This is a genomic window from Methanomethylovorans hollandica DSM 15978 (assembly GCF_000328665.1).
Taxonomy (GTDB): Archaea; Halobacteriota; Methanosarcinia; order Methanosarcinales; family Methanosarcinaceae; genus Methanomethylovorans; species Methanomethylovorans hollandica.
In genome coordinates this window covers 2,281,309-2,304,210 of record NC_019977.1, presented here as the reverse complement: position 1 = coordinate 2,304,210, position 22,902 = coordinate 2,281,309, and the positions used below count along the sequence as shown (strand labels likewise).

Annotated in this window: 22 protein-coding genes; 14 read left to right on the top strand and 8 right to left on the bottom strand. The window is 46.5% G+C overall.

The annotated features are described in order from the left end of the window. The first annotated feature begins 207 nt into the window (after positions 1-207). Positions 208-1,503 carry a UDP-glucose dehydrogenase family protein gene (locus METHO_RS11220; protein ID WP_015325658.1) on the top strand — a complete coding sequence of 432 codons (1,296 nt, stop codon included), beginning with the start codon at positions 208-210 and terminating at the stop codon, positions 1,501-1,503. Between the two features lie 7 nt (positions 1,504-1,510). Beyond that, on the top strand, positions 1,511-2,161 hold the full coding sequence (locus tag METHO_RS11215) for a hypothetical protein (protein WP_015325657.1): 651 nt from the start codon (positions 1,511-1,513) through the stop codon (positions 2,159-2,161). Positions 2,162-2,188: 27 nt separating this feature from the next. Here the strand turns inward: METHO_RS11215 and METHO_RS11210 are convergent, their stop codons facing one another. Continuing rightward, a complete protein-coding gene (locus METHO_RS11210; RefSeq protein WP_015325656.1) occupies positions 2,189-2,635 on the bottom strand; it encodes a carboxypeptidase-like regulatory domain-containing protein in 447 nt (148 codons plus the stop codon). Between the two features lie 32 nt (positions 2,636-2,667). Then, the gene (locus METHO_RS11205) at positions 2,668-3,180 is read right to left on the bottom strand and encodes a hypothetical protein (protein ID WP_015325655.1); all 513 of its coding nucleotides are present in this window, start codon (positions 3,178-3,180) and stop codon (positions 2,668-2,670) included. Positions 3,181-3,314: 134 nt separating this feature from the next. Between METHO_RS11205 and hisH the strand changes: the two genes are divergently transcribed. Next, on the top strand, positions 3,315-3,923 hold the full coding sequence (hisH, locus tag METHO_RS11200; RefSeq protein WP_015325654.1) for an imidazole glycerol phosphate synthase subunit HisH: 609 nt from the start codon (positions 3,315-3,317) through the stop codon (positions 3,921-3,923). A gap of 9 nt (positions 3,924-3,932) precedes the next feature. Further along, positions 3,933-5,261, top strand: coding sequence for an AIR synthase-related protein (locus METHO_RS11195; RefSeq protein ID WP_015325653.1), 1,329 nt, complete (start codon positions 3,933-3,935; stop codon positions 5,259-5,261). A 14-nt stretch (positions 5,262-5,275) separates the two neighbouring features. On the opposite strand, the gene METHO_RS11190 is transcribed toward METHO_RS11195, so the two are convergent. Both METHO_RS11190 and METHO_RS11185 read right to left on the bottom strand, forming a co-directional pair. Continuing rightward, positions 5,276-6,589, bottom strand: a complete 1,314-nt coding sequence (locus METHO_RS11190) for an NfeD family protein (RefSeq protein WP_015325652.1) — start codon at positions 6,587-6,589, stop codon at positions 5,276-5,278. Positions 6,590-6,602: 13 nt separating this feature from the next. After that, a complete protein-coding gene (locus METHO_RS11185; RefSeq protein WP_015325651.1) occupies positions 6,603-7,373 on the bottom strand; it encodes a slipin family protein in 771 nt (256 codons plus the stop codon). Between the two features lie 392 nt (positions 7,374-7,765). Between METHO_RS11185 and METHO_RS11180 the strand changes: the two genes are divergently transcribed. Beyond that, positions 7,766-9,889, top strand: coding sequence for a DHH family phosphoesterase (locus METHO_RS11180; RefSeq protein WP_015325650.1), 2,124 nt, complete (start codon positions 7,766-7,768; stop codon positions 9,887-9,889). Positions 9,890-9,935: 46 nt separating this feature from the next. Here METHO_RS11180 and METHO_RS11175 read toward each other — a convergent pair whose 3' ends face one another. Continuing rightward, a complete protein-coding gene (locus METHO_RS11175) occupies positions 9,936-10,547 on the bottom strand; it encodes an orotate phosphoribosyltransferase-like protein (protein WP_015325649.1) in 612 nt (203 codons plus the stop codon). Positions 10,548-10,627: 80 nt separating this feature from the next. Beyond that, positions 10,628-11,107 carry an NOB1 family endonuclease gene (locus METHO_RS11170; protein ID WP_015325648.1) on the bottom strand — a complete coding sequence of 160 codons (480 nt, stop codon included), beginning with the start codon at positions 11,105-11,107 and terminating at the stop codon, positions 10,628-10,630. 128 nt (positions 11,108-11,235) lie between these two features. Between METHO_RS11170 and METHO_RS11165 the strand changes: the two genes are divergently transcribed. Next, the gene (locus METHO_RS11165; protein ID WP_048831334.1) at positions 11,236-12,015 is read left to right on the top strand and encodes an NAD+ synthase; all 780 of its coding nucleotides are present in this window, start codon (positions 11,236-11,238) and stop codon (positions 12,013-12,015) included. Positions 12,016-12,019: 4 nt separating this feature from the next. On the opposite strand, the gene METHO_RS11160 is transcribed toward METHO_RS11165, so the two are convergent. Continuing rightward, positions 12,020-13,303 (bottom strand): tRNA(Ile)(2)-agmatinylcytidine synthase, encoded by a 1,284-nt coding sequence (locus METHO_RS11160; protein ID WP_015325646.1) that lies wholly within the window; start codon positions 13,301-13,303, stop codon positions 12,020-12,022. Between the two features lie 127 nt (positions 13,304-13,430). Here METHO_RS11160 and METHO_RS11155 point away from each other — a divergent pair, with 127 nt between their 5' ends. From METHO_RS11155 to METHO_RS11130, 6 genes are all read left to right on the top strand, one after another. Further along, a complete protein-coding gene (locus METHO_RS11155; RefSeq protein ID WP_015325645.1) occupies positions 13,431-14,393 on the top strand; it encodes a transcriptional regulator in 963 nt (320 codons plus the stop codon). A gap of 68 nt (positions 14,394-14,461) precedes the next feature. After that, entirely contained in the window at positions 14,462-15,076 is a 615-nt protein-coding gene (gene purN / locus METHO_RS11150) for a phosphoribosylglycinamide formyltransferase (protein ID WP_015325644.1), read from the top strand. 30 nt (positions 15,077-15,106) lie between these two features. Further along, the gene (gene glyA / locus METHO_RS11145) at positions 15,107-16,342 is read left to right on the top strand and encodes a serine hydroxymethyltransferase (protein WP_015325643.1); all 1,236 of its coding nucleotides are present in this window, start codon (positions 15,107-15,109) and stop codon (positions 16,340-16,342) included. After that, positions 16,302-17,225 carry a bifunctional methylenetetrahydrofolate dehydrogenase/methenyltetrahydrofolate cyclohydrolase gene (locus tag METHO_RS11140; protein ID WP_015325642.1) on the top strand — a complete coding sequence of 308 codons (924 nt, stop codon included), beginning with the start codon at positions 16,302-16,304 and terminating at the stop codon, positions 17,223-17,225. Before glyA ends, METHO_RS11140 begins: the two co-directional genes overlap by 41 nt. A 10-nt stretch (positions 17,226-17,235) precedes the next feature. Beyond that, positions 17,236-18,471 carry a dihydropteroate synthase gene (gene folP / locus METHO_RS11135; protein ID WP_015325641.1) on the top strand — a complete coding sequence of 412 codons (1,236 nt, stop codon included), beginning with the start codon at positions 17,236-17,238 and terminating at the stop codon, positions 18,469-18,471. Then, positions 18,468-19,076 carry a methylenetetrahydrofolate reductase C-terminal domain-containing protein gene (locus tag METHO_RS11130; protein ID WP_015325640.1) on the top strand — a complete coding sequence of 203 codons (609 nt, stop codon included), beginning with the start codon at positions 18,468-18,470 and terminating at the stop codon, positions 19,074-19,076. Before folP ends, METHO_RS11130 begins: the two co-directional genes overlap by 4 nt. 117 nt (positions 19,077-19,193) lie before the next feature. Here the strand turns inward: METHO_RS11130 and METHO_RS11125 are convergent, their stop codons facing one another. After that, a complete protein-coding gene (locus METHO_RS11125; RefSeq protein WP_015325639.1) occupies positions 19,194-20,909 on the bottom strand; it encodes a hypothetical protein in 1,716 nt (571 codons plus the stop codon). 486 nt (positions 20,910-21,395) lie between these two features. Here METHO_RS11125 and modA point away from each other — a divergent pair, with 486 nt between their 5' ends. Both modA and modB read left to right on the top strand, forming a co-directional pair. Further along, positions 21,396-22,220 (top strand): molybdate ABC transporter substrate-binding protein, encoded by an 825-nt coding sequence (gene modA / locus METHO_RS11115; RefSeq protein ID WP_015325638.1) that lies wholly within the window; start codon positions 21,396-21,398, stop codon positions 22,218-22,220. A 6-nt stretch (positions 22,221-22,226) separates the two neighbouring features. Continuing rightward, the gene (gene modB, locus METHO_RS11110) at positions 22,227-22,895 is read left to right on the top strand and encodes a molybdate ABC transporter permease subunit (RefSeq protein ID WP_015325637.1); all 669 of its coding nucleotides are present in this window, start codon (positions 22,227-22,229) and stop codon (positions 22,893-22,895) included. Positions 22,896-22,902 lie beyond the last annotated feature (7 nt).

Here is a 22,902-nt window from a genome sequence, read left to right as displayed (position 1 = left end):
TGAAGAATAACAGTCCATGAAACATAAAGAATCTTACTTTTTTTGTAGACTTTATCTTTTATAAAAATTTGCGACCATGTTAATTGATTCGAGAATTTACTTAAAAGTACTGATCACTCAAATATTCATAAAAATCATTATAACACCTTTCACCTCACAATACTAATATATATTTTATAACAATTTATTACTGTAGGAGAGTTCATTATGAGAATTTCAGTTATTGGTACCGGTTATGTTGGCTCGGTCACTGCAGCGTGTTTTGCGGAACTGGGTCATGAAGTTATCTGTGTGGACGTGGATGAGAAGAAGGTGAGCATGATCAATGCCGGCAAAGCCCCTATCTGGGAGGAAGGGCTGGACGAGCTGTTGACAAAGCATGCCGAGAAACGCATCATAGCCACATCGGACTATGATTATGCGGTGCAGAGGTCGGACGTGTCCTTCATCTGCGTGGGCACGCCTTCCGACGAGAAGGGCAACATCGACCTGTCCATAGTGGAATCCGCAGCTGTGAGCCTGGGAGAGGCCATGGCGAAGAAGGACCATTACCATGTGGTCGTTGTGAAAAGCACCGTAGTGCCGGAAACTACGGAGAAGTTCGTCCTGCCTGTGCTTGAGAGCTATTGCGGGAAGAAGGCTGGCAAGGATTTCGGTGTTGCCATGAACCCCGAGTTCCTCAGGGAAGGCAAGGCAGTGTACGATTTCATGCACCCGGATAAGATCGTGGTGGGAGCCATCGATGAAAGGACGTTCTTCATGGTGTCCGAGCTGTACCGCGGGCTTGACTGCGAAGTCACCCACACCCAGCCCACCACCGCAGAGATGATCAAATACGCCAACAACGCCCTGCTGGCCACCAAGATCTCCTTTGCCAACGAGATGGGCAACATCTGCAAGATGCTTGGCATAGACACGTATGCCGTCATGGAGGAAGTGGGTAAGGACTACAGGATAGCACCTGATTTCCTCAACTGCGGAGCAGGCTTCGGAGGCTCCTGCTTCCCCAAGGATGTGCGGGCTATCATAGGCAAGGCGGAAGAACTCGGCTATACGCCCAGGCTGCTGCGCTCAGTTATCGATGTCAATGAAGAGCAGCCCATGGGCATGATCAAACTGCTTCGGGAAAAGGCCGGAGAGCTGCAGGGCAAGCGCATCACAGTGCTTGGCCTGGCCTTCAAGAACGGCACCGACGACATCCGGGAATCCCGCTCCATACCTGTCATTGCAGAACTGCTGCGTGAGGAAGCCCAGGTGAGCGCATACGACCCCATGGCAACAGAGCACATGAAGAAGGTATTCCCCGGCATCACCTACTGCGACAGCGCGGCTGAAGCCCTCCGGGATGCCGATGCCTGCCTGCTCATGACGGAGTGGAACCAGTTCCGCAGGCTGGACAAGGAATTCGCCGCTATGAAAAGGCCGCTGGTCATTGACGGCAGACACCTCATTGATCCAGAGGAACTGTCTGTGAAGATCGAGTACGAAGGGCTCTGCTGGTGAATTGAGCATGATGAGCGAAGAAAAAACACGGGACGACCTGCATGGCAGGATCAATTCTTTTGACCAGAACCTGAGAAGCCTAGAGCGCAGGCTCAGAGCAGTGGAACGCCGGCTTTCCATGGAAGTGCCTCCTCAGGACCTCATGGACGATCCTGTACACCTGCAGGCCGATCTCCTCCATCAAATGCGCACGGAATTCGCAGAATTGCGGGGGAAGATGCGCTTTCTTGACGGAAAAGCCTCTTACCCCGGGGAGACCGACATCAACTCTCTGAAGCAGCAGATGGAAGAACTGCAAGAGCAACTCCATACTCTGAGCGAAGGGCAGAAGCAGACAAAGCACGAGCTTCTGAACAATAAGACCGACGACCATATGTTGACACTCACTCAAACCATGAAGGACCAGCTTGAGGACATGGAAAAGCGGCTTAAAAGAACAGAAGATCGGAACAGGATCACCATCGGTTCTGTGAAAGTGCCTGTAGAATTGTCAGGAGTTGTGGCGGCGGCCCTCATTTTTTTCACAGGCCTCCTTATCATGGGGAACAGGTGGGATATAATCAGATCCCCCTATTTCTCATTCTCCATTGCACTGGTACTGGCAGCAGCTGCACTGATAAGGTTCTACATGGCAAATAAGGAGCCAAAGATAGCATAAAAATAAAGAAGGAATCTAATGAAGTGATCAGATGGACCTGACCTTGATGAGATACTGTTCGTCCAGGTCCAGATACCCTTCCTGCATCACTTTGACAGCAATATAACCCTCACTTTTTCCCGTGGGCAGGGACATATTCTCCAGCCGGAAAACAAATTGACCAAAGACATCGGTGGTGCCTGCCTTAGCTGTCCTGTGATCAGGTCCCCAGACCACCACACTTGCCCCTGGCACTGTTTCATCCTCTGAATCTACCACAGTTAACTGGATGTACGGAGAATCGCCGGTACTGTCATTCATGGTAAAAGAAGTGGTGTTGGACATCACATACAGCGCACCAGGTGTGGTCTGTACGCCTGCGAGGGCAGCCAGCATCACGGTCATGCCTGCCAGACCCACGATGGTCAACACCACCATTCTGATGGGGAGGCCCAGCGCAGCCCCCTCGTCCCTGAATAAAAATCTGTGCTTCATGGTATTACAAAATAAAGTGATCAAAGTGATGGTCAGGCAGTCCTGACAATCATCACTGCATCTTCCTTCTCATAGTCGTAGAACCCGTTAGCTGAGATGGTAAGATCCATTGTGCCTTCGTTCTGGTTAGGACCCATTGCTACCATTGCCGGGTCGGTGATAAGCACAGCCATGCCATCACTGCCCGTGGTGGAAGTAGCAACCCCTCCTAAGCCCCTTAGCACCACGCTGGCATCTCTTACAGGATTACCATCAGTGTCCGTAGCTGAGAGGGTCACCCTCACGTAGAAAGGGTTCTGTGCAGTAGCTGAATCCACTATTACCGCATTGCCATCGGTCATGGTTATGGCGGTATTTGCCGATGCACCTGCACTATCAATATATACGGACATATTCTTGGTAGGTGGGGGAATAATGGCAACAAGAGCTGCAAGTGCCACCATGCCCACGACCAGCATTACAACAATGTTTATAGGCAGTTCCATAGCATCATCGTTGCGGAACAAAATTATAGTGTCCTTTGTGTTATTCTTTATGTTTTTCATACTTGTCACCGGACTGCATCCACATTAAAAAAGAATACAAAGTATATAAGTTATACTATATTATTAAAAAGTTGAATTCCCAAAACAATATAGATTCGCAAAATTGATGTATAAAGAACATGCTCTAATTTCCGATGAAAAATATAGTGATCATAGATTATGGACTGGGTAACCTGCGCAGTGTGTACAAAGGACTTGAACACGCAGGTGCCTCTGTTTCCATCTCCAGTGACCCTGGAACAATGCTTGCAGCAGATGGGGTCATCCTGCCCGGCGTGGGAGCCTTCATGGATGCCATGAAGAACATCGAAGGTCTCAAGGGAGCCATTAAGGAATATGTGGGCTCCGGCAAGCCTATGCTGGGCATTTGTCTGGGTGAGCAGATACTTATGGACCGGTCCGAAGAGGGAAAACTGACTGACGGCCTGGGACTTATAAAGGGCAATGTTGTCAGGTTCCCTCACTCCGAGCTCAAGGTACCCCATATGGGATGGAACTCCATACAGATCACACAGGAACATCCTCTGTTCGAAGGTATTCCCGACGGGTCCTACGTTTATTTCGTACATTCTTACTTTGTGGATACCACACAGAAGAACATACTTGCAGCATGCGGATACGGAAGAACGTTTGCAGCCGCAGTGATCAATGATACCGGGAACGTCATAGGTACACAGTTCCACCCTGAAAAAAGCGGAAATGTCGGCCTGAAGATGCTGCACAACTTTGTAAGGATGTGTTGAGGTAAGAATATGGATATAGAAGGATATGCAAAACGTGGCCTACGTGCCAATGACCCTGAACTTGAGGATAAGCTCACAGCCAGGATCCTGGAAATAAAGAAGACTACGCCCCAGTACGCCCGCAGGCTTGCCCAGGCAACCATCGTGGAGGCCAGGAATACATTAAATGTGAAAGGTGATATCCTTGAACCTACCATATCTGGAGTTACCATGGGTGAGTTCGGTGTAGGTTCCAGAGGTACTGGCGACTTTTATACACATGAGAAGATAGCAGAGGTCATAGGCAAGACAGATGCCGTAGTTGATAGTGCGCAGCTTGATGATTCTGGTGCGGTACTGGGTAATGGCACCGATAAATATATCATAGTCACCATAGACGGCATACACTCAAGGCTCAGTGATTTTCCTTTCCTTGCCGGTTTCCATGTGGCAAGGGCCTCTCTCAGGGACGTGTATGTAATGGGTGCCAGACCCATAGCTCTGCTCTCAGATATCCATGTAGCGGATGATGGTGATATAGCAAAGATATTCGATCACATAGCAGGCATCACCGCAGTATCCGAACTTACGGGCATCCCCCTTATCACAGGCAGTACACTGCGCATAGGAGGAGATATGGTCATCGGAGAACGCATGACAGGCGGTGTGGGTGCAGTGGGAACGACATCCGACCTGACAGCCCGCAACCAGACGCGAGTAGGGGATGTGATCCTCATGACTGAAGGTGCTGGCGGAGGCACTGTTTCCACTACAGCCCTGTACTACAACATGCACCATGTAGTGCAGGAGACTATGAACATAAAGTTCCTGGAAGCATGTGAAGCCCTCATTATTTCCGGCCTGCTGCCATATATCCATGCCATGACCGATGTCACGAACGGCGGCATCCGTGGAGATGCGAAAGAAATATCAAAGACCGCAGGCGTGAAATTGGTCTTCATGGAAGAGAATATGAGAGCACTGGTCAATCCTGTAGTGCTTGATATGCTCGAAACTCTCAAGATCGATTACCTGGGAGTATCTCTTGATGCCCTGCTCATCATAGCCCCGCAGGAGTATGCCGGAGAGATCATGCGCGTGATAAAAGAAGCGGGTGTTGCCATAGACATCATAGGCCGAGTGGAGAAAGGGTCCGGTGCAGAAGTAATAATTAACGGTGAAATAAGGGACTTCACACCCCGGTTCAGGGAATCTGCATACACGCCTATCAAGAAAATGATAGGAGAAGAAGAGCCCCGGGATTTCTTTGAAATGAAACATGCGATCGATCTGGCAGCAGCGAATGCCATTGAGAAAAAGCGCAGAATAGTGGAAACGATAAAGAAGGGATCTGCTTGAATAATTTCAGCAGATCATTTTTCTGAAAGGCTGGAGCTTGCATCTATCTTCTTTACAATAAGGACTATCCCGTCCTTTTCCAATATTTCCACCCTATCCCCTTTTTCGATAGTTTCCTCAGAGCGTGCCTTCCATATCTCGCTTTTATGCCTCACATATCCGAATTCTCCTGGACCAAAGGGATCATCCGCAACAGCAAAATCTCCCACGAGCTCGCCGAACTTCGGTGTAGAATGGCGCACCACCGCAATCTTGTAAAGGACAAAGAGCAGGAAGATACCAATAACTATAGTTGGGGATACCACTGAAAGTATGATCGTCTGCTGGAATTCGGCTGGAGTGTAGTTCCGGGGGAAATCCGTGGGTGCAAGCAATATACTTCCCGCAACGATACATACAAGTCCTGAGATCCCGAAAACTCCAAAACCCGGCGACTGGAACTCTACGATTACTAACGCCACACCTACCAGTATAAGGAATATAGATGCTATGTTCACATCGAAACCAGTGCCTATAAGTCCCAGAGCTATCGCCACTATACCAAAGAGCTCGGCTCCGAAACCCGGGTTAGACAAGCCCAATATGATAGCATATACACCCAGCAGTAACAATAAGGAGGATATGATAGGATCTGAGATTATGTTCAGGAAAGAAAGCCTGAGAGGTGGTTCATAGAACACCAGATCTGCCCCGCTGGTCTTAAGTTCCTGACCTTTGACCTCAAGTCCGTCCACCTGCTCCAGCAGGTCATTGAGATCTGAAGCTATGTATTCTATTACTCCGTATTCTAAGGCCTTCTCAGGGTTTAAATTAAGGTTCTCAGTAATGAATTGGGCTGCAGTAGTATCATTGCGCCCGTGCTTGCGGGCATTTTCCTGTGCAGTGGCGACCAGAGCGTTCACTATCTTGGAGTCGTTCACAGGCTCTGAACCTGAGGCTGTTACCGTCACCGGCTGGGCTGAACCTATAACAGTGTAAGGCGACATAGCCGCTACATCCATACTAATAAGCAGAAGAGTGCCTGCAGACCAGGCCTTGGTACCTTCCGGATAGACGTAGCCTATCACAGGCACATCCGTCGCAGATATTTGTTCCATCATATTAAGGGTTGCATCCACAACTCCTCCGGGTGTGTTAAGTGTAATGACCAGAGCCTGATAATCACCATCTTCGGCGAAAGCTATGGCATCTGCCAGAATATCATCTGATGACGGAGTTATGGTAGCTCCTATATCCATCACCAGCACCTTTTCTGCAGCACTTGCTTGTGATGTAGAGCACAACAAAAATAAAAAAAGTAAAAAAAAGATTCCCAGCCTTGATCTCATCCTTACCTTTCCATTAACCCTTGTTCTTTTCACTAAATGCTTTCGACATAGCCGCCATTCCGCCAATTTCCATTGAATTGGAAATCACAATAAGGTTCTTCTCTCTTGCAACCTCGGCTATAGTTTGCAATTCACGAAGTTTAAGTCCAGCGGGCATATCCTGGTATAACTTTGCAGCTTGTTGCATCTTCTCAGCAGCTATGTACTCACCTTCTGCAAGGATGATACGTGCACGTTTCTCACGCTCTGCCTCAGCCTGCTTTGCAATAGCACGCAGCATAGTATCATCTATTTTCACATCCCTTAGAGTAACGCCTGTGACCTTTATACCCCAGGGATCGGTGGATACATCGAGCATTTCCTGGATGTTTCTATTGATCTCCTCCCTTTTGGAAAGGAGTTCATCGAGTTCGATCTGACCTATAGCATCACGTAATGTAGTCTGAGACAAAGTGGAAGTAGCATACTTGTAATTTTCCACCTCATTGACAGCAGAAGAAGGTTCCACGACCTTATAATAGACCACTGCATCCACATCCACTGTCACATTATCCTTGGTTATCACGTTCTGCTTGGGCACATCGATGGTGACCACACGCAGGTCGATCTTGACCACCGTATCTATGATAGGTATTATGAGGAACAGACCAGGACCTTTGATCCCGCTCAGCCTCCCTAAACGAAAGATAACAACACGTTCATATTCATTTACGATCTTGATAGCTTTTGACAAGATGAAAATCACTAGAATCAATATTGGTAAAATAATGTCAGATAGAACCATAATATCTCCCATTCAAGCGCTAGAATAGTTGCTTGCTTGATAATGTTCGTTTATAAGTAAAGGGTTAGTACATGTTAAAAAGTTAATGGTGATCGCTCATGATAAAAAGATTATATTATAATAATTAAGATAGTACAAAAAGGAGCTTGGGTCCGAAGCACTTGTTTGAGGGGGATGTACACGAAAGTATGAAAGCAAACATTTTTCTGGATTTCAGACCCAACAAATAATAAGATGGTTTCATGATTTATTAATCTGATTGATTTTGTTGTGTGAAATTGCAAACTCGCACAAATAATGCCAGGTATGGCTTGCTATAGATTTTTACATATAATTTACAACTTGGAGACCAAAGAAATAAATCCCACATATTACATTTAAAGCATGATAAAATGAGCGAAAGATGTCAAGAGTGCGAGGGAAAGGGATACATTGTTACCTCCTCGAAGAAATGCCCGGAGTGCAAAGGCAGCGGGAAGTCAAAATCAATAGATTTTATGAAACTCTCCGAGAAAGATGTTACAAATTTCCTCAGCAGTGGTCCAGGATGCCCAAAATGCGGAGGGACCGGAGAAATAGAAGAAAAAGATGCTTGCAGTAAATGCAAAGGAAAAGGCGTTATGTACTCTTGTATCACATGCGGCACAGCCATAGATAAACTTGTGGACGGAGAAGAAGTATGTGAAGGCTGCAGTAAGAAGCAGATAGTATACAACCTCGATGACTCCTGTACAATTGACGAGATAGAGATGGGAAAATTGTACCATTGCGTAGTGAATAGCAATGTTGCCTTTGGGACCTTCGTTGATATCAACTCAAAAATGAGAGGGCTTATCCATTCGAGCAACATTAAAGAAATACCCCGGATCGGGGACAGCCTTGTGGTGAGTGTGAAGGAGATAAGGAACAATAACAAATTGGACCTCATTCCCAGAAACATCAGCACCTACCAGACAGTGGATCTTGAGAAAGAGCTTCCTGAGTTTAACTCCTCCAAGCTCTCCGAAAACGTGGGCAAGACGGTCAGAGTCCATGGAGAGGTGATCCAGGTAAAGCAAACGGCGGGCCCGACCATATTTACCATCGATGATGAGACAGGTCAAATATCTGCTGCGGCGTTTGAAAGTGCTGGAGAGAGAGCATATCCGCACATAGATGCTGATATGATAGTATCTGTTACAGGAGAAGTCCAGCTGAGAGGAGAGAATGTCCAGCTTGAGGTCCGCAGCATGAGAAGGTTGACGGGCGACAAGGAAAAAATAATAAGGACACGTATAGAAGATGCAATAGACAGAAGGGCTGAGCCTCATTATATCGAGTTCCTGGTTAAGAGCGATGTGCTGGAGAAGCTCAGGCCGGCTATGAAAGAGGTAGCAAAAGAAATACGCAAAGCTGTCATCAAGTCAAAGCCCATTCTCCTGAGACATCATGCCGATGCCGACGGTATGACCGCGGCGGTTGCCATCGAAAAAGCCATACTCCCACTTATAAAAGAAGTTAACGGTACTGATGGTGAATATTATTTCTACAAAAGAGCTCCCTCAAAGGCTCCTTTCTATGAACTGACAGACGTTACCCGTGATGTTTCTTTTGCTTTGGAAGATACCGTCAGGCACGGGCAGAAAATGCCCCTGGTCGTAAGTGTGGACAATGGTTCTACCCTTGAAGATCTGCCTTCTTTCAGAATAGCTCAGGTATACGATATTGAGATGGTTGTCGTTGACCATCACCATCCTGACAAGGAAGTTGATCAGTTCCTTAAAGCTCATGTCAATCCTGCACATGTGGGGGGAGATTACAGTATAACTGCAGGCATGCTTTGTACTGAAGTTGCCCGTATGATAAATCCGGATATTGAAAAAGAGATACTGCACCTGCCTGCTGTTGCCGGTGTGGGTGACCGTGCAGATTCAGAGGAGGCAAGAGATTATATTAAGCTGGTATCCGACAGGTATTCATTGCAGGACCTGAAGGATATGGCACTTGCACTTGACTATGCAGCCTACTGGCTCAAATTCAGCAGTGGCAGAGGCATAGTTGACGATATACTGGATTTGAAAGATCATAACACACATAGGAAACTTGTCAGCCTGTTCTGCGAGCAGGCCAACGGCATGATCAACGAGCAGCTTGAAGCATGCATGGCACATGTTAAGGCCCAGAAGCTTCCCAATGGTGCCATACTGAACGTGCTGGATGTAGAGAACCATGCCCACAAATTCACATTCCCGCCACCCGGAAAAACATCCGGTGAGGTGCATGACAGACTTTGTAAAAAATACGAAGGTCAGCCAGTAGTCACTCTGGGATATGGTCCTGACTTTGCTGTGATCAGATCCAAGTATGTCAAGATGAACATACCAAAAATGGTCAGAGAACTGCATGACGAGATAGAAGGCGGTGGTGTCAACGGAGGAGGGCACCTGGTGGTGGGCAGCATAAAGTTCGTAGAAGGGATGCGTACCCAGGTATTGGCAAAACTTGCAGAAAAGATAGGAGCAGTGGAAGTAGAATAAATATCACTTCCAACTGCACTCATTTCTAATTATATTTACTTATCCATCAGTCTACACGGACTATGCGTACCAATGGCCTTACAGGCACGTCTGAAATGACCTCAGCGCCTTTCTTATCCACCAGGACGGCTATTGCAACGGGTTTGCCGCCTTCTTCATGGATGCGTTTGACCACCCCTGTCATGGTGGATCCACTAGTGATCACATCATCCACAATAACACATTTCTTACCCCCTACAGTACTGAAATTCCCGCTGAAATCGCCTTTCAGGCTCCTGTCATCAGCCGGATCATAATGTGCATGGAATATTGCAAGGTCTGTACCTAGCTCTTCTGCCATAAGGCTCGCTAACGGCACACCGCTAAGCCCGATACCTACAATAAGGTCAACATCATCTTCTGTCTGGTCCAGGGTCTCCAATACCAAATCACAGAGCACTTTTGAAATGTTACGCAGCCTGTAAGCGTTCTTGCCTATGTTTGCCCAGTTCACAGAAATGTCCTTGGGTGCAGGTGTGCTAAGATCTTTCTTTGCACGGGTGAGAAGCCAGGTCACAGTGTCCCTGGAAACGTTAAGCTCATCTGCTATTTGCCTTGAGGTAAGCCCGTTGGACTGTAACTCCACTGCTTTCTGAATCAGATTATCTATATTCTTCATATGATCCCTGCCTGTGATATTTTTAAAGGTATTCTGAAATGTAGTCTATAAAGATGTCATTAATACATATACAAGTATTGTTATAATTTTCTTTTGCGTCCTTTTCTCATAGGAGAGCCACATACGGGACATATATCTCCTGAATCGAACTTCCTCTTACATCCAATACAGACCTTCTGCCATATGAGCACGTCCTTTATCTTCTTCTGAACAACAGGCTCGACTTTTATGCCCAGCATACTGGCAACATTCTGCACTGCGTAATCGTCGGTGAGGAGCACCGCTTCTTCCTTGAGATCATAAGCCTTGGCAAGCACTTCAATGTCAGTGAGGGATAACTCCTCATGATCCTTAGATACACCAGAAACCTCTGCAACCCTTTCAAGCGCTTCCTTGGAGGGTATTTCTACTCCCAGACCCTGTTCCCTGGCAAGGTCAAAGCGCAGCCTTGACTCACTGCTTTTGAGCTCATCCACTACTGAAGGAACAGTAATGGTATAGATGGCATCAACTGGTTTTCCCATTATGAAGACAGCAGAGTCGGCTATATAAATAGGCATGCAGCTGCATTAGAACTTCCAGATAGATTAAACCTTTGAGCGGGAAACTTTATTTTAATTAAGATGCAGCAATAAGAAAAGAAACACAATAGAGGATCATATTTGTGGAAAATATAGAGGACGGGAACATGGACACAGAGAAAGCAAGGGAAGTAATCGTAGAGTTCATCAGAGAAAAGGTACATGAAGCAAATGCAGAGGGAGTTGTCCTTGGTATAAGTGGGGGTATCGATTCTGCACTGGCAGCATATTTAGCTGCTGAAGCTCTGGGCAAGGATAAAGTACTGGGTATACACCTTCCGGAACTCAACTTCACACCTGCGGAGGATGTCCTTGATGCGACCGAGGTGGCACATAGATTAGGCATAGAGTTCAGTGCCATAGGTATCTCAGATATGCTCACAGCTTACCTTGAGAACATTCCGGAAGGAGATAAGGCCACTACCCATGCAAAAGGGAACCTTAAGGCCCGCATCCGGATGTCAGTGCTGTATTACCATGCCAACATGCTCAACAGGATAGTCATAGGCACAGGTAATAAAACAGAACTGTTGCTGGGTTATTTCACAAAGTATGGCGATGGAGGAGCAGACATGCTGCCTCTTGGGGACCTGTATAAGACTGACGTGTGGGAGCTTGCGGCCTTGATGGGAGTTCCTGAATCCATCATCAATAAGGCACCTTCTGCTGGTCTCTGGAGTGGCCAGACCGATGAAAAAGAACTGGGTATCACATATAAAGAAGTGGATCGTTTCCTTTCACTGCTGCTTGAAGGAACGGCAACTGAGGTCGTACGGAACACTGTGGGCATTACAGGGGAGCAGGCCGATTCAGTGATGCGCAGGATCAAAATGAATGCCCACAAGCTGAGAACGCCCCCTATAGCAGATCTTGAACATTTGAGATGAGAGATCATCTGAAGGGAAATATTTTTGATTGTGGGGTTTGCATCCTGACAAGTGGTTTTGCCAGATGCCTGCGGGCACAAGGAGGCACCTCATACATACCGGGCTCAATGTCTCTTTTTTGTTGTATCTGCACCAAAGAAGATGATCTTGTGCCACATTTTCTGCATCTGTACCCCTGTCCTCTGCCTGCTGATTCCATCCTTTTTCCGCAGGAAGCACATTCGGGATTATGAGTAAACACCAACGGTGCAAGGGAAACAATCTCTATCTTTTCGATGTTAAGAGATTTATTCATAAAGCTGCCATAAACCTTTATAGCATCTCCCTGGATGAGTTTGCGCACCAGTGATCTGAAATCCTTGGTTGGTTCAAAAGCCGCACATTCTACAGAAGATCCGCTATTATCAGATATAGAGAAGATGGTATGCCCTCCGGGTATCGTAAATGGGTCACATGAAACAGACCCTGAAACAATATATGATTGCATCTCTTTGATTCCGGATATACTGTCAATGGGTATCAAATGCATATCAGTTCCCTGGTTAGTGCAGTATATGCACGATCTTTCCAGGGGTTCTGAGATGATCATTCCCGCTGTCCTTTTCACCACATCCGGATCCCTTCCCCTAATACCATATAGCACCGGGTCCGGAGAATGAGGTACGCACACTACAAGTCCATTTGACACATCCACGGTGTCCCATGTAGCTGGATAAGTTGCATCATCAGCAACAAAGAAGCTGTCTTTATCCACGTTTCTGGGGGTACCCCATTTGCCCCTTTGCCTATAGGCAAGATACTCAAATGTGTGGTCCCATCCGGGGTTCAGCATGGCACCACAGGCAGCCAGCGCGCCAATGAGACCTCGACCATTCTTGAACCCTCGGGCCTGCAGGCCGGTTTCAGCAATTATGGATTTTGCCTCTTCGATGGAAAGGACTGTTCTTACAGCGCGCAGGAAAAAAGTACCCAGTGTATCCTTGACCCTGTTAGCTTCATCATCCTGTACAAAGACAACCCCCGGATTTGTCATTTCGCATTCCATCGCTGACATTTCAGAGACCCTGGAAATAACGTGTTCCATAACTTTATCCGGACAAGAGGTTGCTATATTAATGCCTACACATGCGTTGCCTCTGGTCTTGTAAGGGATAGTGGGGTTGAGGCGGACAAGAATAGGAAGCTCCTGCATGCTGCCGTAATGTTGCAGTTCTTCCATGAGCAGGGCTCCCAGATATGTTGTACACATACCTTCCCTTGAATCCGTATCATCTATGCCTATGATCATGGTGTTGACCTTGATAATTTTGGTTATTGATGAGTTGCATGCAATTAAGTTTTCTGCAGGATAAATGAGTTAAGGACAACAGAATAGGATAAATACATATAGATGCGCAAACAACCTTCAATTAGTCATGACAAAAGACATCCTCATACATCAGATAGTAGATGTACTGAAACAGGCGAACTTCATCGTTTCAAAACGCTGTAACATCAGGCCGAGGAGTTTTGATCTTGCTGCAAGGAAAGATAACATCCTGCTTTTCTGCAAAGTATTGTACAATATAGATGGGCTGAACGAAGAAACAGCCCATGAGATGAAAGCACTTGCGCGATATCTGGGCGGTTCAGCCATTCTTGTGGGTGCCAAAACCCGGGACCAGATGCTTGAAGATAGTGTAGTGTACATGCGATATGACATACCTGCTGTTAATGTGCAGACCCTTTATGATTACTTTGTGGAAAACGTACCTCCACTTGTGGCTGCAGCACCCGGAGGGTTGTATGTGTCAATAGATGGGGACGTACTGAAAGAAGCACGTACAAAGCAGGCAATGTCCCTCGGAACCCTTGCTACTGAGCTGGGAGTTTCCAGAAGGACCATCAGCAAATATGAAGAAGGTGGGATGGATGCGTCCATAGATGTAGTGTTACATCTTGAGGAGTTGCTGGATGTTGCACTTGCAAAATCCATAGATATATTGCAGGCTTTTGAGAAGAAACTCAAGGAACCGCCAATGCCAATTGAGGAAAAGAAATACCCTCAAGAGGATAATGTTCTTGATATGCTGCATTCCCTGGGATACCAGGTAGTTTCGACATCTCAGGCGCCTTTCAAAGCAATATCCAAAGATAATCACGATACAATGCTTACAGGGGTCAGCACGTACAGCAGTGCGATGATAAAACGAGCTGATCTGATGAGCAGCATCTCCTGTGTAACGCAGACAAGGTCCGTGTTTATAATAAAAGGTCCGACCAAGTCAGAAACTGTAGAGAACACAGTTCTCATCGAAGAAAAAGAACTGGATAGAATGGCCGGACCAGAGGAGTTTGTAAGCCTCATTGACGAGAAAACAAAATATAAAAAACATTGATGTTTTTTATTTCAGTTGTGAACCAAATCCAAAAATCTAATAATATAGAGATACTTTAAGAGCCTATAATGACCACCAATATAGGAGTTTTAGTATCAGGCAGAGGTTCTAACCTTCAGTCTATTATTGACCATGTGGAAAGCGGCTATTTAAAAGACATAAAGCTCAGCGTGGTCATCAGTGATGTGAAAGACGCTTTCGCTCTCGAGCGTGCAAAGATGTATGGTATAAATGCTGTTTTTATAGATCCGCACGCTTATGAAAGTAAGATGGGATTCGAAGAAAAGATAATTGCAACATTGAAGGATTATAATGTGGATCTGGTGCTTCTGGCAGGATACATGAGGATCTTAGGGAGTGAAGTTATCCGGGCATACAGAGATAGGATCATGAACATACATCCTGCACTGCTCCCTTCCTTTAAAGGTCTGCATGGTCCCAGACAGGCACTTGAATATGGTGTCAAGGTCGCTGGCTGCACTGTACATTTCGTAGACGAAGGAGTGGATAGCGGACCTATAATCCTTCAGAGCTGTGTATCTGTAAAAGACAATGACACAGAAAGCACGCTTGCCTCCCGGATACTGGAGCAGGAACACAGGATATTCCCTGAAGCAATAAAACTGTTCACTGAGGGTAAACTTAAAGTGGATGGCAGGATTGTACTACGCAGAGAGAACTAACCTTAAAAAAGCTTATAAGTGGATGATAGCATGTCCTATATTTCAGAGATAGACCCCGAGATCGCCGAAGCGCTAAAGCTTGAAGCGAACCGCCAGGACTACAAACTCAACCTGATAGCATCTGAGAACTATACGAGCCGTGCGGTTATGGAAGCACAGGGCTCGATAATGACTAACAAATATGCTGAAGGTTATCCGGGTAAGAGATACTATGGTGGTTGTGAATTTGTAGACATTGCCGAGGACCTCGCAAGGGAGAGAGCAAAGGCCATATTCGGTGCAGAACACGTGAACGTGCAACCTCACTCCGGTTCAGGTGCCAATATGGGCGTATACTTCTCCGTACTTAAACCCGGGGATACCATAATGTCCATGGACCTTTCACACGGAGGCCATCTGTCACACGGAAGCCCTGTCAATTTCGCCGGCCAGCTTTACAACATAGTACCCTATGGAGTATCCAGGGAAACAGAGGCATTAGATTACGATGAACTTCTGGCGATGGCAAAGCAGACAAAACCAAAAATGATCGTGTGCGGAGCTTCTGCTTATTCCCGCACCCTTGACTTCAAGAGCTTCAGAGAGATAGCTGATGAAGCTGGCGCATATCTGCTGGCCGATATCGCCCACATTGCCGGACTTGTGGCAGCCGGCGCTCATCCAAGTCCTGTCCCTTATGCTGATTTCGTGACAACCACCACTCATAAGACCCTGCGTGGGCCAAGAGGTGGAATGGTCATGTGCAGGGAAGAATATGCAAAAGCCGTTGATAAGGCCATATTTCCGGGAATACAGGGTGGCCCCCTTATGCATGTGATAGCTGCAAAGGCTGTAGCCTTCAAGGAAGCACAGAGCAAAGAGTTCAAGCAGGACCAGGAACAGACAGTCAGGAACGCGAAGATGCTTGCTGAGAGCCTTATTGAGAGGGATTTCAATATCGTTTCGGGAGGAACGGATAACCACGTAATGCTCCTGAACCTCAATAAGTTCAATATAACTGGAAAAGATGCGGAAGCAGCCATGAGCAAGGCAGGCATCATCCTCAACAAGAACACTATACCTTTTGAGACTAGAAGTCCTTTCATTACCAGTGGAATAAGGATAGGTACCCCCGCTGCAACCACCAGAGGCATGAAAGAAATGGAAATGGTGGACATTGCAGGATTCATAGAGAACGTGATCCTCAATATTGGCAACGATAAGGCACTAATGGAGATCAGCTCTGATGTGGAACAGCTCTGCAGCAGGTTCCCTATATATAAGTAAAGAGGTGAAAGGAGTGGTGGAAGAGGAATATAGTTCAAGGGTGATCGATGGGCGTAGCCTTGCAAAGAAGGTTGAGGAAGAAGTAAAGAAAGGTGTGGAGGCACTTAAAGCGGAAAGGGGTATAACTCCTGGCCTTGCCACCATTCTGGTAGGAGAAGATCCTGCTTCAAAGATGTATGTACGCCTTAAGCACAAAGCATGTGAAAGGACAGGGATACATGCAGAAGACCATAACCTTCCGGCTTCTATCTCCCAGGAGGAGCTTATAGCCCACATTCAGCAGCTCAACCTGAGGAAAGATATTCACGGGATACTACTGCAACTACCTCTTCCACGACATCTTAACGACAAGGAAGCCATGCTGGCCATAGACCCGGGAAAGGATGCAGATGGTTTTCATCCGTACAACATGGGAAATCTCCTGATAGGTAATGAGGGCTTTGTGCCCTGCACTCCCAAAGGAGTTATCCGGGCAATGGAAGAGCATGGTATCCAGATACAGGGCAAGCATGCCGTTGTTGTCGGGCATAGCAATGTTGTAGGAAAACCGATGGCTGCAATGCTGATCAATCGCAATGCCACAGTTTCAGTATGTCACGTGTTCACCCAGGATCTGAAACAGTACACACTTGATGCTGACATACTCGTAGTTGGTACTGGTGTCAAACACCTCATCAAGGCCGAGATGGTCAAAGAGGGAGTTGTTGTTTTTGATGTAGGGATCACTGAGGAAGATGGAAAAGTGTACGGTGATGTGGACTTTGAGAACGTTATCAAGAAAGCCGCCCTTATAACCCCCGTACCCGGAGGTGTGGGGCCTATGACGATCTCCATACTCATGCAGCATGTGCTAATGGCAGCTAAAGGCACATGTAAAGCCTAAAAGGTAAAAAATGTTCGTTGATGCAGATATCTGCGGCTTGAAAGTTGGTGATGAACATCCTGTAAGGATAATGGGAGTTCTAAACCTCAGCCAGGAGTCTTTTTACAGATCATCTGTGGTGAACATAGACTCCATACTGGAGAAGGCACAAGCAATGGTAGACAGCGGTGCCACTATCCTGGACATAGGAGCACGGTCCACGTGGCTGCTTGCAAAGCCTGTAATAAGCAGGGAAGAAGAACTGCAAAGGCTCGTCCCTGCGCTTGCTATTCTGAAAGATAACGTTGATGCACTTATTTCTGTAGATACGATGTTTGCTGACATCGCTGAAAAGGCCCTTGAACTGGGAGCCGACATGATCAATGATGTTTCCGGTTTCAAAGCCGATGAGAGAATGCTGGATGTCCTGGTGGAAAGCGGCTGTCCTGCAGTAGTCATGGCCACTGAGAGGATCCCCGGAGACCCAATAGGTATGAACGCTATAATGGACTCCCTGTCTGGTATCATCAGGCAGGCACATGAAAAAGGTATGGACACCAGCAAGCTCGTACTGGACCCTGCCATCGGTAGATGGATGCCGGAAAAAGGCCCTATATATGATTTTGAGACCATGGACCAGTTTGAAAGGCTGAAAGTGTTTCAAAAACCACTCCTTGCAGCGATATCGCGCAAATCCTGTATCGATGCGGTGCTGCACAGGCCGGCAGATGAAAGATTATATGGGACCCTGGCTGCCACTGCTATCGTGGTACACAAGGGAGCACATATCATAAGGACGCATGATGTACCCCAGACAATGGATGTGGTACAAGTTGCAGCAGCCATGCGCAGCAGGCAGCCTGTGGTAAAAGAGAATGGTTTTGAGGTCTCTGTGCTGGATATTAAAAATCCTGAAGATGCTGTTCGCAGCATGAAGGAGATGGGTGTCACCGGAACGGGAGCCCAGATCATGAAGAAAAAGTCCATTTCCCGGGTGCTGAAGATATCAAATATAACCACCACAGAAGCCCTTATTATTAAGCAGGAGATATTGGCAAGGGGAGGCGATGCAGCCCTTGAACGTGATGCAGTGTCCCATGAGACAGAGGGTACTGACATCCTGATCATGGGAACGATATTGCAGCTTGAGAAGCTTGCGAAAAAACTGGAATGCCAGGCCCGTGACCTGCCAGTTATTTCCAGGATAATCCAGGATACGCTGCAACTTGATGATAATGTGGAGTACCGTTATTTGAGGGAGCTATGATCATCTCTTCTTCTAAGCCGTTTAATGAGATACTTTCTGAGCTGGAGAACATTGACAAAATTTTTGTGATCGGCTGCAATGTATGTGCTGCAAAGCTGCACGTGGGAGGGGAGCCTGAAGTGCTTGATATGTGTGAGAAACTGAAAACAGCCGGGAAAGATGTTGTCGGCTGGGTTCTGCCCACTGCAGCCTGTAGCATCCGGTCCTATGAAGCACTCGTGGAGAAAGGTCCGGATATACAGAAAGCTGATGCTATTCTTGTCATGGCATGTGGCAGCGGTACTTCAATGGTGTCCAGGCTCGTAGATGTACCGGTCTACCCATCCAATAATACTGATTCTCTGGGAGGACGATCTGCAGACCAGGTCCTTCCCCAGCTATGCGAGATGTGCGGTGCATGCAATATCCAAAAATTCGGCGGTATCTGTCCCAAAGCCAACTGCCCGAAAGGCTTGCTCAACGGTCCATGCGGAGGTTCAATGTCTGGAAAATGCGAGGCTGCTCCGGAAAAGGACTGTGCATGGGAACTCATTTACAGGCAACTTGAAAAAATTGGAAGACTGGAACTGCTGGAGAAGATCATTGAGCCAAGAAGTTACAGCTGATAGTCTACTGACGGAATCTTACATTGGATTACATAATCTAAGTTGTTTCAAGCATGTGCATTAACGATCAGATCCAGTGCGTATTCCTATCACATAATAAATAAAAAAAAGAGAAGATTAACCCCAGTTGCCCACAACCGGAGTCACACCTTCCCATCCAAGGCCTATAATATCAAAGCCAGGATCTGTCTGTATCAGAAAATTATTACCCCCAGTATTGTAAATACCTACTTCTGTAGTCAGATCTCCATCCCAGTCACCTACTACCGGCTCGGTACTGGCCCAGCCAAATCCCACGATGTCGGCAGAGTTGGTATAGGAGTTCCACAGAGCCCAGGTACCTTCATTGTTGTATACACCAACATCATCAGCACCGTCTCCGTCCCAGTCACCAACTACTGGGGTAACGCCCGGCCAGCCAAGACCGATCAAATCGAACTCTGAACCATTCTGGATAAGGAAATTATTACCTCCTCTATTGTATATGCCCACTTCAGTAACACCATCGCCATTCCAGTCACCTGCTACCGGCTCTGTACCTGCCCAGCCGAATCCCACGATATCTGCAGAGTTAGTGTCAGTGTTCCACAGAGCCCAGGTACCTGCATTGTCATATACGCCTACCTCATCAGCACCGTCTCCGTTCCAGTCAATAACTACTGGTGTCACTCCAGGCCAGCCAAGGCCGATCACATCAAAACCCGAACCATTCTGGATAAGGAAGTTATTACCCCCTCTATTATAGATTCCTACCTCAGTAACACCATCGCCATCCCAGTCACCTGCTACCGGCTCTGTACCTGCCCAGCCGAATCCCACAATTTCAGCAGAATTGTTATCTGGGTTCCAGAGTGCCCAGGTACCTGCATTGTCGTAAACGCCAATCTTATCAGCATCCAGATCGAAAATGAAAAGACCGTTTGCAGCATTAGCTACGTACAAAAGGTTACCTGAAACAGCAACTTTCTGTGGGTTACTCATATAATACTCTGCTAGGATCACTGATGATAGCGGGTCACTGATATCAATGATAGCAAAGCCTTCATTATCGGTAACACCGAGATAATTACCTTGTGCAGCAACAAACCGTGAAGAACCATTGATCTCATAACTGTCTGCAAAGAGTGGCAAGGCAGGATCAAATACATCTACAATTTCAAGATAACCGACCCCCTCATCTTCAAGATTACTGGTCACGTAGGCATAATAGTTGGCTACAGCAACATCAAATGCATAACCAGCGGTATCATAAGTGCCCTCCATAACAGGTGATGTGGGAACGATAATATCTATGATTGCAAGACCATATCCATCCGCCACATACGCATAATGGTCTGCTACAGCAACACCAACTGCAGAATGACCAGTATCATAACTGCTCACAAAAGTTGGCGATGAAGGATCGCTGATATCCACGATTACAAGTTCACCGGCTGCCAGGCAGGCATAGTCTTCTTCGACAGCAACATCTATCGCCATCCCAGTATCAACATCATAACTACCGGCAAATACTGGCGATGAAGGGTTGCTGATGTCCACGATAACAAGACTTGTATTAGCGGCTATGTAGGCATAATCACCTGAGACAACGATGCCAAAAGCATCACTGCTGGTATCATAACTGCTCACAAATGTCGGCGATGAAGGATCAGTGATATCCAGGATCACAAGACCATCACCGTCAGCTATGTATGCATAACTGCCTACCACAGCAACATCATTTGCAATAGAATCAGTATCATAAATGCCTACCAGAGCAGCTGAGACTATTCCTATGGTCATTATCAGAAAGAACAAGATCTCTCCGATCAATACTCCTGATTTGATTTGCATTCATATCACCACTCTACGAACTTTAGGGAACTCTGAATAGCTTTAGTCCCCTTAAGACAAAATATGAGATGAAGTGATACTTAAACACAAGTGTAATTTTTAATGTATATATATAAAGATGTATTTGCCTGGATGAAGATTATAGGCGGAAGTGCATACACAGAAAAAATGCTTCATTATCTTGCTATTCCTTCTCTGCCCAACGTCTTGTACGATAAGAATAGGACACAATTTTTTTGCAAGCTGATCTGCCACTTCCAGCAAGCTGTCACTAAGCAGTTATAATGTGGACATAATACCAATTTTAATGCAGACTTAAGTTCCATACAGAAACCTATTTATAGCATAATAAGGGTTGAATATTCGATATGTCTACTCCGACATAACGCTGCTGGCAGCACTTAAGAAAATAAGACTGCCTGACCAAAACCTGCCGGCAGCTCAATCCCAAGATCGTTCTGATCTGAAGATAAGGTGGTGTTCTGCATGGATAAAAAGAACCAGACGTTACTTACAGTTGCCATAGCTATCGTTATTATCACAGTCCTTGCGGCTATGTTCATGGGCTCGAATGGTGAAAAGCAACAAGACCAGCGACAAACGGCACAAAAGACAGCGATTACCGTATCTGGCTCTGCAGTACTTACAGAAGCTTTCACAGATATGGAAAAAGAGTTTGAGGCTGACAATTCGGGAATAGACCTGATAATGAACTTCGGTAATGCAGGTTCTCTAAGGATGCAGATAGAAGGAGGTGCACCTATAGATGTGTTCGCTCCAGGAGATGTGAATCAAATGGACATGTTGGCATCAAAGGGATTAGTTTACAACGACTCACGAAAAGAATTTGCAGGTAGTTCCCTTGTGATAATAGTCCCAAAAGGAAACGTACTTAATATTACAGACATGAAAGACCTGGCTAGGCCTGAAGTGAAGAAGATAGCACTTAGTGATACAGAGGCTTCAACTGTAGGCAGATATGCAAAACAATCACTTATAGAAGAAGGACTATGGAACAGTGTGCAGGATAAGCTGTTGACAGGCGACACGGTAAAGAATTCACTCTTCTATGTGGAGAGAGGAGAAGCTGATGCTGGATTTGTATTCATGACCGATGTATCATCAGCACAGCCGGGCACAATTGAAGTGGCCTCTTCAGTCCCTGTAAGTACACCCATTATTTACCCCATAGCTGTAGTTTCAGCCACCCAGCACCCGAAAGAATCACAGCTGTTCATTGATTTCGTCACTGGAGAAAAAGGTAAATCCATACTGGGACAATATGGCTTCCTAATTCCTCAGACTGGATGAACTGAAATGCTTGACCAGATATGGTTCCCCTTATCTATAACCCTTAAGATATCACTCGTATCCTCGCTCATAGTGGCAATACTGGGGGCCGTGATATCTTATATCCTTGCCAGAAGGGAATTCATGGGTAAATGGCTTGTAGATGTTTTAGTCACACTTCCCATGGTACTTCCACCCACGGTAACAGGTTACATGTTGGTCGTGCTTCTGGGAAAGAACGGGATCCTTGGAAATACCTTGTTCGATCTGACAGGTATCACATTGCTCTTCACCTGGCAGGCAGCAGTCATCGCTGCTTTTGTAGTATCCCTGCCCCTTATGGTCAAGACCACTACTGCAGCCATAGAGGCTGTGGACAGGGAGCTGGAATATGTGGCATATACACTGGGAAGGAGCGAGCTTGAAACTGCATTTTTTATTACACTACCTCTCGCCAAGAAAGGCATACTTGCCGGTATCGTGCTGAGCTTTGCAAGAGCAGTTGGGGAATTCGGTGCAACACTTATGGTTGCGGGAAATATCCCTGGCAGGACCAACACCATGGCCATCTCCATTTACAGTGCCTTCCAGGGCGGGAACAGTGAACTTGCGAACACGCTGGTGATAATACTCGTGCTGATGTCCCTGATATCCATAGCCATCACTACAAAACTGGTAAATAGCTGGAAGATCTGAGGTGTGC